The sequence below is a fragment of the Croceicoccus marinus genome, from assembly GCF_001661675.2.
GTDB lineage: Bacteria > Pseudomonadota > Alphaproteobacteria > Sphingomonadales > Sphingomonadaceae > Croceicoccus > Croceicoccus marinus.
In genome coordinates, this window is sequence record NZ_CP019604.1 from 230,719 (window position 1) to 244,663 (window position 13,945).

The window sequence follows — 13,945 nt, forward strand, 5'->3', positions numbered from 1 at the left end:
CGCTCGGGGTCAAGCAGACGGCCGCGCTGCCGCCCGAACAGATCGCCGCTGCAGTCTTGGGCGGCGCCAGTGTTTCGTTGCAGCAGCCCTTCCCCTGCGAACTAAAGCGTTCACGTGCTAACACGTCCACACGTGTGGAAATCGTCGGAGCCCCGGCCAGCCAACTCCCTTGGCTCAAGTCCCTCGGCTGCTTCTCCGAGGTGATTTCGTACCGCACCCGAGTTTTCCTCCCTGTGGACCAGGTGCCGGACATCCTCGTGCGCCTGCTCGCCTCAACGGCGGCCGAAACGACCTGAAGAGAAAGGGAAGGAGGACCGGAGAAGGTGTCCGGCGAGGATTTCGCCGGTCCATTCCTACCAGGAGACCTTGTCATGAACCAGATGATCCCGCTGGCGAAGCTCCGGCTTTCGCCCATCAACGTCCGCACCGTGTCGGACGAAAAGCTCAACATTCCCTCCATGGCTGCCGACATCGCGGCGCGCGGCGTCCTGCAGAACCTGCTCGCCACGCCAGTCAAGAAGCCGCGCGGCAGCTTCGAGGTGTTCGACGGCGGACGGCGGCTTCGTGCGCTGAACCTGCTCGCCGAACAAGGCACGATCGACGCCGCGACCTTCGAGGTTCCGGTGCTCGTCGTGAAAGCCGAGGACGCCGAACTTAGCGAGACCTCGCTTGCCGCCAACTTCCACCAGCTCAAGCTCACGCCCGCCGAGGAATGCCGCGCCTTCCAGCACTTCCTGGGAGTCGACGGAGACATCGACGCGGTGGCCAAGCGGTTTGGGCAGACTCGGCGGTTCATTGAGGGACGCCTGCGCCTCGCCGGGCTCGCAGACCCCGTGTTCGAGGCCCTCGCCAAGGGCGACATAACCCTCGACATGGCGAAGGCCTACGCATCGACCGACGATCACACCAAACAGGTGCGGATCTTCGAACAGTACGGCCACTACAGCTACACCACGCCCGACCAAATTCGACGGTCGATCGCCGGCGACGCGCTGAAGGCGAGCGATCCGATCGCAATCCTCGTGGGCGAAGACGCCTATGTCGCCGCCGGCGGCAGCGTCGAGCGCGAGCTGTTCAGCGAGGACGGTGACCGTTGGGCGGACCCCGAGATCGCGCGCGAGCTCGCCGGCAAGCTGATGGAAGCCGAAGCCCAGCGCCTCGGCGAGGAAACCGGGCTTGCCTGGATCCGTCCGATCGCCAGCTCGCATATCTACAACGCGACCGCCGATCTTCACCGGGTCAGTCTCCCCACTGTCCCGTTTACCGACGAGGAGCAGCAGCGGATCGACACCATCGCCGAGCGTATGGACGAGATCGCCGGGCAGATCGACAGCGGCCAGGTCGAGGACGAGGCGGCCGCCACCCTCGAGGACGAGTACCGCACGCTCGACGCCGAGTACGACGAGCTCAACGATCGGCCCACGATCCTGCCCGACGACCTGAAGGCACAGGTCGGCACCTTCCTCATCCTCGCACCCGACGGCTCGATGAAGCTGGAAACCAGCTACTTCAGCGAGACGCCGATCCGCAGCGAGGACGACGATCAGGGCTCGACCGGAGGCGCGATCAAGAGCAACGGCTCGCCGACGGAACCGGAGGCGACCGCTCCCGGCGGCAAGCCGTTGAGCGCGCGTCTTTCGGACGAACTGGCGATGCAGCGGCGCGATATTCTCGCGGCCTCGATCCTCGCCAACCCCGCCCTCGCCCTCGATTACGCTCTGTTCGCAATGATCGACGGGAACCGCGGCTACGATCGCTACGGCACGACGATGAAGGCATCGCGCCCACAGGATCCGGCACTCGGCAGCGAGATGGAGCCCACCCAGGCCCGCATCGCGATCGAACAGGCACGCGAAGCGCTCGATGCGAGATGGACCGAGGCCGGTGACGTGACCGCGCGTTTCGAGGCGTTCCGCACCCTCGACGACGAGGCCAAGGCGGCCTGGCTCGCGCTGATGGTGGCGGGCTCGCTCGAGGCCAAGCCCGAGTATTCGGCGACGACCAACCCGCTGCACGCGCGGCTCGCGTCGATCCTCGAAATCGACGTCGCGCAATGGTGGCGGCCGACTTCGGCGAACTTCTTCGACCGCGTCGCCAAGGGCGCCCTGCTCGCGCTGCTCACCGAGATCGGCGGCACGACGCTCGCGGCGCGCTACAGCGCTTCGAAGAAAGGGGACGTATCCTCGGCCTGCGAAAAGCTCTTCGCTGGCGAGGCAATCACCGAAACCGACACCAAGGAAGCGGCCCTTGCATGGGTGCCCGACGCGATGCGCTTCGACGTCGAACGCCCCGCCCTCGAAGACTCGCCCGACGACAAGGATGACGACGAAACGGGTGTCGACAAGGACGACGAGGGTCTCGATCCCGACGACGATCCTGCCGACGACTTCGGTGACGACGTCAACGACTTCGACGTCGAGCATCCCGAAGAAGCCCTCGAACCCGCCGAATAGCGGCCCCTCGCCTGTCTCCTGGGCGACACTCGCGGCAGCCGGTTGCGATCGGCTGCCGCTTTCTTGTCACCATTCAACACGTTCACGTGTTCACACGTGTGCATGTTGCATTCAGCCGAAAGGTTCCATCATGCGCAAGCATTCCCGCGCCCCTCGCCCGCGCCGCGACATCGCCAACGAGATCACCGCCCTTATTCTTTCTAAACTCGAAACCGGCGTTCTGCCCTGGGCACGCCCGTGGGACCGTTCTGGCGGTGGCGGGCGCCCGCTGCGCCATTGCGGCACCCCCTATACCGGGATCAACACCCTGTTCCTGTGGGCTATGGCCGATGCGTGCGGCTTCAATAGCCGGTACTGGATGACGTATCGCCAAGCCCATGCCATGGGCGCGCAGGTCCGCAAGGGCGAAACATCCTCGCTCAGCGTCTACTACTCGCAGATCAGCAAGACCGACACCGACAAGGTCACCGGCGAGGAGCACAACCGCAGCATCCGCTTCCTGAAGGCTTACAACGTCTTCAACGCCGACCAGGTCGACGGCTTGCCGACGCATTACTACCCGGAGCTTGTTCCGCCGGAGCCCCGGCAGGAATCACAACACCGCGAAGCGATCGACGGCTTCTTCGCCAACCTTCCGGTCGAGGTCCGGCACGGTGGCAACGCCGCCTATTTCTCACCTGTCGGCGATTACATCCAGATGCCCGAGCGCGGCGCGTTTCATTCGGACGACCTCTACGCAAGCACCCGCGCGCACGAGTCGATTCACTGGTCAGGCGGGGCAGGGCGGCTCGAGCGCAAATTCGGCAAGCGCTTCGGTGATGCCGCCTACGCCTTCGAGGAACTCGTGGCCTCGATCGGCCAATGCCTCGTTTGCGCCGACCTGGGTCTACCCGCAGAGCTGCACGACAACCACGCCAGTTATATCGACCATTGGCTGAAGATCCTGAAGGGTGACGCGAGCGCGATCATCCACGCCGCCTCTAAGGCGGAACAGGCTTTCGGTTATCTCAAGAGTTTCAGCACGTCCACGTGTGAACACGTGGGCAGGTTCAGAACCGTGTCCGACGCAGGCGGCGACGCAATCGGAACCGACGGGGTGCGCGAGACGGTCGACCTGGCCGCGTGATGGCACGACCGGCGCGAAAGGGGAGGGGGAGGGGAAGTGGCACCTTTCCAAGGGAGATACGCCATGCCTCCGATCCCCGCTTACGATCTCGCGTTCCGCTTCGAACGGGCGCTGCAGCCCGACGCACTGCGGATCGTCACCACATGCGCGCGCGCCGTCAACGAGGCGATGGACGACGCTCATCTCGCAGGCCTCTACCCCGGAACCGATCCCGCCGTCCTGCTTCTAGCCCGGCACATGGGGCGGATCGCCGCCGGTGACGATCCCGAAGCCAGGCACCCCCAGGACGCGGTGCTTCGCGCATCCTGCATGGAACGGATCAGACAACTGCGCTCGGCCGATGTTCTCGTGCCGCTGGTGCGCCGCGGCGTCGGACACGATCCGCATCTCGTCCGCGTCTACAAGGACGCCGCCCGATCGCGGCTACGTGCCTTGGCGCATGAACTCGGGTTCTACGGCGAGACCTACGATCTGCGCAGCCTCGCAGCGGGATCGGCGCCGCCGCCGCGCTTCGAGCTGGCCACCGACCGCTTTCGCCTGCAGCTCGATCCCGACCGGATGATGCCCGGTCGCGAGGTCACCTACATGCGCGCCGAACAGCGGCAGGGAGGATGGACCGGCTCGCTCACGCGCGTGGAGATCGGCGTCCTCGGCGACATCGCCAAGTTCGCCCGCACCCTTCGCCGCGAGCTGCATCTCGCGGCGCCCGCCCCAACCACCGCACTGTGAAGAAAGGACCCATCATGGGATGGCTCTCCATGCCGTTGTCGAGCATGTACCCGCACTCGACACCGAAGGCGTATCTCGACGCCCAATTCACCTACGAACACGTTTATAGTCCAACAGGTGAACGTGTTGACACGTTAAAAACAGCACCCACGCTGCCCGATGGCCACCAACGGCGGGGCTTGCGGGTGCTGGCATCGTCCTGCCTGCACAACAAGGTGTATTATGCGGCGGTTGTGCCGATAACCGACGGGATCGCGGGCACGGCTTTCGCCGTCGTCTGCCTCGTCCGCTGGACCCCGCGCGCGAAGGATGGTTACGTCTTCGCCTTCAAGGACATGGATGAAACCGCCCGTCCTTACGAGGACGATTGTCCCGAGCGGATCCTCACGCTGCTCGGAGAGACCGACGACCCTGCCGCGCTCAATTGGCGCAGGCGCTGCATCCGCAATCTGGCCCGTGCGACACGCAAGCTCGAGGACGGAATGCGAATCCGCTTCGCGTCACCGATCAGGTTCGTCGACGGGCATGAAGGGACGGACTTCGTCATCCGCAAACAAGGCCGCCGCACCGCTCTCGCGCTGACCGATAGCGGGCCCGCGCGATACCGAGTCAGCAACCTTGCCAAGATGACGTTCTCGATCGTGCCCCAGACCAAGGTTCACGCCACGCAGTTCTAGCGCGCCCGAATGCAACATGGCAGACCATGAACAAGAAAGACCCGACCATGACCGACCCCCTCGCGGCTTCCGCCAACCTCAGCCCGAAACGGCATGACCTGTGCAGCCGCACGCATGCGCAGCGGCTCGCAGGACGGCTGATGGACCAACTCGGCCGCCCAATGGCGGTTATTCACACCGGCAATCCGCTTCAACCCTTTCGCGTCGGCAAGTGCGACGGTGCGGAGGGCAGGGTGGTGGTCGAGGTTCGCTCGTGAACGTGTGCACGCTCTCACTTGTTATCACATTGGCTGCATGCGCACCGCCGCCGCTCCCGCCGGAAGAAGCGCTGGCCGACTGCAGCGTCTCCGACGGTGACACGATCCGCTGCGGCGAGGAGCGCATACGGCTTCTCGGCATCGACGCACCCGAGCTTCCCGGACACTGCCGGCCCGGGCGCGCCTGTGCGCCCGGAGATCCGTCCACAAGCGCAGACAGTCTCAGCTCCGCCATGACGGGACGCCTCGCCATCCGTCGCTTCGGAAAGGATCGCTACGGGCGCACGCTCGCGATGGTTTCAGCCGATGGCACGGACCTTTCCTGTCACCAGCTGAGCGCAGGGCAGGCGCTTTATCGTTCCGATTGGGACGATCTCTCGGCCATCATGCGCATCTGCCCCGACGCCATCACGGCGTCGCCCGATCTCATTCGGTGAGCGCCGGATCTGCCGACCAGGACGCGCCCTGCACGAAATCGTCGAGAGGGCGGACCACTGGCCCATCGGGCTCCGCCGCGACGTAGGGATTCACCAGCGGCATCGTCGTGACCCCACGCCTAGGCAGCTTACCCGCAACATGCCCGCGGGCCTCGAGCAGCTCCTCAAGCCACATGAGATCGTCCAGCATCTGCACGACACCGCGGCCCGCGAGGATGTAGTAGAGGCACCGCTGGTAGTCGTCACAACTGTTGCCCAGGATCGTCGACAGCTTGCGTTTACCGCCCGAGACACCCTCGTGGACCCACTCGACCGCCTCGCGCAGCTCCACGGCCGCGAAATACGCGTCCTCGACGTCCATTCCTATCGCAGCCGCCGCGAGCATGCGCTGGGTCGGCCGATTGGCAGGATCAACGCTCGCATCGCGCAGTGTGATGTCGAGATCGAACCGGTTGAGATACGCAGATCGCTTCATGTCACAGGTCTCCCTACTGTGAACATAGAGTGAACAGACTAGACCGTCAACGCGGTTTCGGCTAGGAACAAGGCATGTGGTTGGTGCCTCGCCAGTCGAGAGGCCTGTCTCTCCGTTCGGACGTCCCTCAAGTGGTCCGCGACGCGCTCGTGCGCTGGTACGAAGGGGAGGGCACCGATGCCGACCACCGCGCCAGCGTCACCATGGTCGTCAAGGCACGGACGCATGGGCAATGGATCGCGTGCGATTGCCTCGGCGCGGACACGCCCCCACCGCTCATGTCGCCAGCCTATCTCTCGGAAGCCGAAACCTACTATCTGCGACGCCTCACCAGCGAACGCCAGAAGCGCCCCGAACACGAGAACGACTGCCCATTTTTCCGCGAGCAGGCGCCCCAGCGCTTCCGCGAGAAGCGCAGCGCCGTCCCGCCGACGATCGACGAACCGCACGGGCTGTTCACGGCCCACAGGCTTGCCCCGGAGAAGCTCGCCGGCATGCCCGACGAGAGCGAACCCGACGACCGGACCCGCGGCGTCGCGATACCGCGGCTCGCGCGCCTGCTCTGGCTGCTGATGGAAATGTCGGCGGTGAACGTGGTCGAGCCGCTCCCGGCGGACAGCGGCCGCGACAGCTCGATGGCAAAGGAGTTCGCGCGCCTGCGCAGCGCCGCCGAACGTCTGTTCGTTGCCCCGGGCATTCCGCTCTCAAAGCATTTCTACACCCACATCGAGCCCTACGAGCGCAATGTCGTGTTCGCGCGTCTGCGCAAAGCGGCGCAGACCTGGCCCACCGGACTTGCGCCGCAGGCCTTCCTTGCCCTCTACGCGCTCGACATTTCAGGAACGACGATCACGCTCGCTCAGGGCCATGCACTGGAGATCAAGACCCGCGTCCAATATTCGGGCGCTCTCGCCGGCCCCCCATATCTTGTCCTTGTCGTGGTCGGCGAACACAATCCACGCGACGGCTATGCTGCGTTGCGCGCCTACGCCCGGCCACTCGCGCGCGCCACGAACTTCGTGGCGGTCCACAACCAGGCCGAGCGCGACGCCGTGACCGGTCTTCTCGACCTCCAGTATCGCTGGCGCCGCCGCGATATCGCGATCGGCTTCAAGCGCCCGCTGTTCGACCTCGCGTCGCGGATCGGGCCGATCCGACCGGATCTCGTTCTCGACATTCAGGACGACAGCACCGGCGAGCTCATCGAAGCGGCTATCGAGGTGATCGCAAAGGACGACCCCGACTATCTCGACGCCAAGCAGCACAAGATCGCGGCGCTGGCCGAGCTCGGACCAACCGTATTTGCCCGAGCCGCGACGATCCGAGATCACGGCATGGCGGCGATCCTGAAGGCGAACCTGGGCATCGGCTGAAAGGGATCCGGCCTATGTCCGATCGAGTTCAGATCGACCGGAACTCTCGGCCAGTAGCGTCAGCTTTGCGCCCCAAATTCGGTCATTTTACGGGCAGAATGCTGATCCCGGAAGCGGGCATTCCGGGAAGACATCTTCACACGATGAACGAGAGCGAATTGCCGAAATTGTGAAGCAGAACCGGCAGGAGCAGGCTTCCGGTGCGCAAACGCAGCCAGACCGCGATAAAGGCTGGGATTGCCGTCAGCGCCATCGTGATGGGATCGAAGGCAAAGCTGTCGTCCGAGAAGCCACAGGCATGTGCCAATCCGAACAGGAAGCACGACAGGACCGCGCCCCATCCCCAATCGACCCGAGGAACCGTCTCCTTCCGGTGAAAGCCTGATCCAGCGCGAACAGCAGGATGCCACGATAGAAGAGCTCCTCCTCCAAACCCGGCATGGTGAGCTGAAACGCGATATCTTCGCCGCTAGCCGGGTTTCCAGGGAAGATGAGAGCTATGACGTAGTGTCGCCGAAGCCGTTCGGTCTTCATGCGACCGCCATGCCTACCGCTGCTTAGTCAACTGAGGTAGATCGACGCCAAAGACAGATACGCTGATCTTAGATGCGGTTTGGCTTCGAGCGCTTCCTGCGATCAAGTGCAAGCTAGGTCGCGACAACTTGCAGGTGATGGATAGCGAGGCCAGGCGAGCCTTCGAATGGTCCTAGATGGCGGTGCGGGAGCATGCTTTCATCATGGTCAACTATTTGAATATTGGCTGAGACCGCTACTTGTCATCGGGCCGCCCGCTTTCTGGGTCGCTGAGCGGCGGCTGCCGGGCATCGCTTGTGGTTGATCCCGTCAACAACCGCGCCCCGCGTCCGTAAGTAAACCATGCCCAAGCCCAGTTGACATAGACGACCAGGCGGCTGCGAAAGTCCACAAGCAGCATCAAATGTATAAGTGACCAGACCAGCCAGGCGAGAAATCCCGTGAGCCGGAGCCTGCCGAATTGCGCCGCCGCACGCGAGCGCCCGATCACCGCCATGGTACCATAGTCGCGGTAGCGGAAGGCGCCGGGCTCGCGCCGACCGGCGATACGGGCCGCGAGCAGCTTCCCGACATATGTGCCCTGCTGCTTGGCAACTGGTGCAAGAGCCGGCAAGCGCTCGTCGCCGCCTGCTTCGAAACTTGCGACGTCCCCGATCGCAAAGATGTTTGGATGACCCGGCACCGAACAATCGGACCGGACCGTTACAGCCCCGTTGCGGACCCCATCGATTCCAAGCCATTCAGCAGCCGGACGGGCCTCAGTGCCGGCACACCACAGCACGGCTCCGGTATCTATCCGCTCGCTACCGAGCACCACCCCGGTGGGATCGATTGCCTCGACGGCCGTGCCAATCCGCACCTCCACCCCCATCGAGGTTAGAGCTTCGGTCGCATAGGTCGAAAGCGCGGGATCGAAACCCGACAGCAAACGGCCGCCCGCCTCGCATAGGACCACACGCGTGTCGCGCGGATCGATGCGAGAGAAATCGCGCGCCAAAGTCGCGCGTGCGAGTTCGGAGATGGTCCCAGCCAGTTCCACGCCAGTTGGGCCGCCCCCAACAATAGCAAAGGTCAGGAGGCGTCGTATCTCTGCGTCGTCGGTCGACTGCTCGGCCCGCTCGAACGCTTCCAGCAACCGCGCGCGGATGGCAAGCGCATCCTCAATCGTCTTGAGAACCAGCGTGTGTTCGCGCCAGTTGTCCTGTCCAAAAAAGCTCGAGGCCGATCCCGTGGCGAGTACGAGATAATCGTATGGCAACCGATGCCCATCGCGCAGCAGCACCGAGCGCGCCCTGATATCGACGCCTGTAACCTCCGCCATCAACACACTTAGGTTTGACCCGCCGCGCATCAGCACACGGGTGGCCGTAGCGATATCGGACGGGGAAAGCGCCGCAGTCGCGACCTGGTATAGCAGCGGTTGAAACAGGTGATGATTGGTTTGGTCGATCAGCGTCACTTCCGCGGCATTGCCGCGAAGAGCGCGCGCCGCAGCCATGCCGCCGAAACCGGCGCCGACGATGACGACCCGGGGGCGGTTCGTCGATTCGGGATGAGACAGGTTCAGCGAAAGCGTTTGGCCTTGCAATTGGGTCTTCCTATTGCGACGAGCGATGATATGTAAACTTATTCGTTTCATTTTGGGCGCATGTCAAAGTCTGATTCGCGCCGAACCATTTTCAGACCCAAATTCTTCATGCTGCGCATATTCGTTTCGCTAATTTTCGCATGCCTTGTTGCAGGTTGCGACGATGCTCCCATTCCGGAGGAGGCCGATCGGCGTCCGGTCAAACTCTACACCGTGGCGGCAGGCGGTCAGGCGAGGACTTACGAGTTTCCCGCGATCATCGAGGCAAGCACATCTTCGGATCTAACCTTCGATGTGCCGGGCAAGATCGTCCGGCTGACGGTGGACCAGGGCGATTTCGTCAGGGCCGGCACGGTGATCGCGCAGCTCGACCAGACCATCGCGCGCAACCAGCTCGTCCAGGCACGCGAACAGTACGAGGCGGCACAGGATGCATTCCGCCGCGCCGACGCGCTGGTCGGCGAAGGCGCGATTCCGCGGGCAGTGCACGTTCAGCGCGAAACGCAGCGCGACACTGCGCGAGCCGAACTTGACAATGCGCGCGAGCAGTTGGAGAAGACCGTCTTGCGGGCGCCCTTTTCGGGCCGCGTGGCCAGGCGACTGACCGAGCCGTTCGAATATGTTTCGCCGCAGCAGCCGGTCGTGACCTTACAGACCGCCGGTTCCGCCAAGGTGGTGGTCCAGGTTCCCTCGTCCATCGTTGCCAATGCCGAGCAGCGGGCCCCGATCAACGCGGCGATCGCGCTCGACAGTCTTCCCGACAGGCGGTTCGCGGCCCGGTTCGGCTCGTTCGCCACCGACGCCACGCGTCAGTCGCTCACCTACGAGGCGACGTTCCTGTTCGATCCGCCTTCCGGCGCGCTGATCCTGCCGGGCATGACGGGAACACTGCATGTCGAGCTCGATACCGATGATGCCGAGATGCCGGCTGTGCCACTGGAAGCGATCGTTGGGCGTGACGAAAAGACATTCGTCTGGCGCGTGGACCGCAGGACCGGAGCCATCGCGCTGCGCCGCGTCACCGTAGGCAAGGGAGCAGGCGGAATGCTGCCTGTAACTGCCGGCATCGGCCGCGGAGACCTGATAGTGGCTGCTGGCGTGGCCAATCTCGAAGAGGGGATGAAAGTCCGCCCCTACGAGCGGGACTGAGCCATGTCGTTTAATCCCGCCGTCTTCTCGATCAGGAATCGCCTGCTCATCCTGCTCGTCATCATCGGGACGATCGTTGCCGGGATGGCGGCCTATGGGTCGCTGCCGCGCTTCGAGGATCCCGAGTTCACCATCCGCCGCGCTGTCGTGGTAACACCCTATCCTGGCGGATCGCCGATGGAGGTCGCCACCGAGGTCACCCAGCGTCTCGAGCGGGAGATCGGGCAGATGCAGGAGGTGAAGGAGATTGTTTCGACCTCCGAGGCGGGCCAGTCGCGCATCGAGGTGGAGATCAAGTACGAGTTCGGGCGCAACAAGGAACAGCTCCAGATCGTCTGGACCAAGCTGCGCAACCGCGTGGCCGATGCCGCCCGGCTGCTTCCGCCCGGGGCAGGTCCCTCGATCGTCAACGACGATTTCGGCGACGTCTTCGGCATCTTCTACATGCTAACCGCCGATGGTTATTCGCCGGCCGAGCTGTACGACTATGCCGAAAAGCTGCGCACCGACCTGAGCGGTGTGGAGGGTGTGGGCAAGGTGGTGCTGTCGGGCGAGCAACGCGAGGCCTTCTATGTCGAGATCATGCGCGAGCGGGTCGCGGCGCTGGGGCTGTCGGTGCAGAGCGTCTATCAGGATCTAGCACAGCAGAATTCCGTCGTCGCAGCGGGCAGCGTGCGCGTCGGCGACCAGCGTCTGGAGATCGTTCCCACCGGCGAGATCGATTCGGTCGAGGAATTGCGCGATCTGCCGGTGATGACCGGCCAGGAAGGCGCGGTCGTGAGACTGGGCGATCTGGCCCGCGTGACGCGCGGCTATGTCGATCCGCCGATGCAGATCCTGCGCTACAATGGCAGGCCGGCGGTGGGCATGGGCATCTCGAATGCGACCGGCACAAATGTGGTCGAGGTCGGCGAGGCGATCGAAGCCAAGCTGCGCGCGAGCGAGAGCGACCGCCCGATCGGCATCGAGATCCACGAATTCTACCACCAGGGCAAGGTGGTGTCGGACGCGATCGGCGATTTCGTGATCAATGTCGCGACGGCGCTCGTCATCGTGGTGGTCACGCTGCTGATCTTCATGGGCTGGCGCTCGGCCGTGGTCATCGGCGCCGTGCTCATGCTCACCGTCGCGGCGACGCTGGCTGGGATGAATGCCGGCGGGATACCGATGCACCGCATCTCGCTGGGCGCGCTGATCATCGCGCTGGGAATGATGGTGGACAACGCCATCGTCGTGGTCGAGGGGATGCTCGTCGGCCTCAAGCAGGGCAAAAACAGGCTGGAGGCGGCGCGCGCGATCGTGGGCCAGATGCTGTGGCCGCTACTAGGAGGCACGCTGGTCGGCATCATCGCCTTCGCCCCGATCGGCCTCGCCCCCGGGCAGGTCGCCGAATACACCAATCACCTGTTCTGGGTGGTGATGATCTCGCTCTTGTTCTCGTGGTTCTTCGCGGTCACCGTAGCGCCTTTTCTCGCCAACTGGCTGTTCGAGAAGGAGGAGGATGCTGCCGCTTCCGGCACTGATCGGGAGACAGGATTCGATGCAGGCCACGACGGTCTCGAGGACGAGGCCGCCCCGCAGCGCGAAGCCGGCCGGATCGGCACCGCCTATCGCGAATGGCTCGCGCGCGCGCTGCGCCATCGCTGGCGTACCATGGGCCTGACCGGGGGGTTGTTCGCCGTCTCCCTTGTGGGCTTCGCGTTCGTGGAACAGGGTTTCTTTCCCGCCTCCACCACGCCGCATTTGATGGTCGATTACTGGCTGCCTGCGGGCACCGATATCGAGCGGACCAATGCCGACCTGGAGGAGATTGAGGAGGATCTGGCGACGATGGACGGCGTTACTGACGTTCAGACCGTGGTCGGCATGGGTACCTTGCGTTACAAGCTGGTCTATCAGCCCGAGGCGCCGACATCCTCCTTCGGCCAGATGATCCTGCGGGTTGAGGACGCCTCGACGCTCGAGCGGCTGCAGGCAGATGTGCATGCCTATTTGCAAAAGAACGCCCCCGAAGCGCGCGCCAAGGTCTGGCTGTTCGAACTGGGGCCGGGTGGCGGCTCGAAGATCGAGGCGCAGTTTTCGGGGCCCGATCCGGCGGTTCTGCAGAGCCTGGCGCAGCAGGCCAAGGATGTCTTCGCCGAGGACGAAGCGGCCATCCTCGTGAAGGATGACTGGCGCGAGCAGGTGCCGGTCATCCACCCGCTCTATTCCGAAACGCGCGCGCGTCGCCTTGGCGTCAGCCGCGAGGACGTGGCCGAGGCCTTGCAGGGCACGTTCGCGGGCCGTCCGATAGGCGTCTTCCGCGAGGGCGACGACCTGATCCCGATCATCGCCCGCTCGCCCGAAAGCGAAACGCGCGACGCGCAGAACATGGAAGCAATCCAGGTGTTCAGCGCCAGCGGCGCCTCGCTTCCGCTGCAGGAAGTGATCGACGGTTTCGAGACCCGCTGGCGTCATTCGCAGATTCAGCGGATCGATCAGCGCTGGGCAATCAACGCCCAGGCCGATCCCGCGCCGGGCGAAACCGCCAACCGTCTGCTCGATCGCGTGCGCGGAGACGTCGAGGCGATCGAACTGCCTTCCAGCTACCATTTCGAATGGGACGGCCAGGAAGGAACGAGCACCGAGGCGATCGATTCGCTGATTGGCGTGGTCCCGCTCGGTGTCATCGGCATGGTGCTGGTGGTAATCGTGCTGTTCAACGCAGTGCGCCAGCCGGTGATCATTTTCATGATCGTGCCGCTGGCGATCATCGGCGTAACCATCGGCCTGCTCATCACCGGCATAGCGATGGAGTTCATCGCCATTCTCGGTGTGCTCTCGCTCTCGGGCCTGCTGATCAAGAACGCGATCGTGCTGGTCGATCAGATGGATATCGAGATCGGCGAGGGCAAACCGCGTTTCGATGCCATCATTGAGGCAGCCTATGATCGCGCCCGCCCGGTCATCCTGAGTTCGCTGACGACGGTACTCGGCGTCATCCCACTGCTGTTCGACGCCTTCTTCAAGGCGATGGCCGTGGTCCTGGCCTTCGGGCTGGCCTTCGGGACGGTACTGACCCTGTTCGTGGTGCCGGTCCTCTATGCAATCTTCTTCAAGATCGGCCCTGACGAGACCGCAGCCGAGCCACAGGGGGCAAGTTGAACC

At 64.1% G+C, this 13,945-nt stretch carries 12 protein-coding genes; 9 read left to right on the forward strand and 3 right to left on the reverse strand.

Features of this window, described 5'->3' with window-relative positions:
• Positions 1–371: 371 nt before the first annotated feature.
• The 6 genes from A9D14_RS18685 to A9D14_RS18710 all read left to right on the forward strand — a co-directional run bounded on the left by A9D14_RS18685 (position 372) and on the right by A9D14_RS18710 (position 5,679).
• Positions 372–2,453 (forward strand): ParB/RepB/Spo0J family partition protein, encoded by a 2,082-nt coding sequence (locus A9D14_RS18685; protein WP_066850895.1) that lies wholly within the window; start codon positions 372–374, stop codon positions 2,451–2,453.
• Between the two features lie 130 nt (positions 2,454–2,583).
• Entirely contained in the window at positions 2,584–3,579 is a 996-nt protein-coding gene (locus tag A9D14_RS18690) for an ArdC family protein (protein ID WP_066850896.1), read from the forward strand.
• 63 nt (positions 3,580–3,642) lie between these two features.
• Complete coding sequence (locus A9D14_RS18695; protein ID WP_066850897.1) at positions 3,643–4,308, forward strand: citrate synthase family protein; 666 nt, start codon at positions 3,643–3,645, stop codon at positions 4,306–4,308.
• Positions 4,309–4,322: 14 nt separating this feature from the next.
• Positions 4,323–4,985, forward strand: a complete 663-nt coding sequence (locus tag A9D14_RS18700; RefSeq protein ID WP_066850962.1) for a DUF6927 domain-containing protein — start codon at positions 4,323–4,325, stop codon at positions 4,983–4,985.
• Between the two features lie 26 nt (positions 4,986–5,011).
• Positions 5,012–5,242, forward strand: a complete 231-nt coding sequence (locus A9D14_RS18705; protein ID WP_232469156.1) for a hypothetical protein — start codon at positions 5,012–5,014, stop codon at positions 5,240–5,242.
• Entirely contained in the window at positions 5,239–5,679 is a 441-nt protein-coding gene (locus tag A9D14_RS18710) for a thermonuclease family protein (RefSeq protein WP_332459793.1), read from the forward strand. The genes A9D14_RS18705 and A9D14_RS18710 overlap by 4 nt, the downstream gene beginning before the upstream one ends.
• On the opposite strand, the gene A9D14_RS18715 is transcribed toward A9D14_RS18710, so the two are convergent.
• Positions 5,669–6,154, reverse strand: a complete 486-nt coding sequence (locus A9D14_RS18715; protein WP_066850899.1) for a hypothetical protein — start codon at positions 6,152–6,154, stop codon at positions 5,669–5,671. The genes A9D14_RS18710 and A9D14_RS18715 overlap by 11 nt on opposite strands.
• A gap of 131 nt (positions 6,155–6,285) precedes the next feature.
• On the opposite strand from A9D14_RS18715, the gene A9D14_RS18720 reads away from it, so the two are divergent.
• Positions 6,286–7,527 (forward strand): hypothetical protein, encoded by a 1,242-nt coding sequence (locus tag A9D14_RS18720; RefSeq protein WP_083988203.1) that lies wholly within the window; start codon positions 6,286–6,288, stop codon positions 7,525–7,527.
• A 136-nt stretch (positions 7,528–7,663) separates the two neighbouring features.
• Here A9D14_RS18720 and A9D14_RS20225 read toward each other — a convergent pair whose 3' ends face one another.
• Both A9D14_RS20225 and A9D14_RS18730 read right to left on the reverse strand, forming a co-directional pair.
• Positions 7,664–7,834 (reverse strand): CPBP family glutamic-type intramembrane protease, encoded by a 171-nt coding sequence (locus tag A9D14_RS20225; protein WP_230292605.1) that lies wholly within the window; start codon positions 7,832–7,834, stop codon positions 7,664–7,666.
• Positions 7,835–8,296: 462 nt separating this feature from the next.
• Complete coding sequence (locus A9D14_RS18730) at positions 8,297–9,649, reverse strand: NAD(P)/FAD-dependent oxidoreductase (RefSeq protein ID WP_225871714.1); 1,353 nt, start codon at positions 9,647–9,649, stop codon at positions 8,297–8,299.
• 108 nt (positions 9,650–9,757) lie between these two features.
• Here A9D14_RS18730 and A9D14_RS18735 point away from each other — a divergent pair, with 108 nt between their 5' ends.
• Positions 9,758–10,798, forward strand: a complete 1,041-nt coding sequence (locus tag A9D14_RS18735) for an efflux RND transporter periplasmic adaptor subunit (RefSeq protein WP_066850901.1) — start codon at positions 9,758–9,760, stop codon at positions 10,796–10,798.
• Positions 10,799–10,801: 3 nt separating this feature from the next.
• On the forward strand, positions 10,802–13,942 hold the full coding sequence (locus tag A9D14_RS18740) for an efflux RND transporter permease subunit (protein ID WP_066850902.1): 3,141 nt from the start codon (positions 10,802–10,804) through the stop codon (positions 13,940–13,942).
• Positions 13,943–13,945 lie beyond the last annotated feature (3 nt).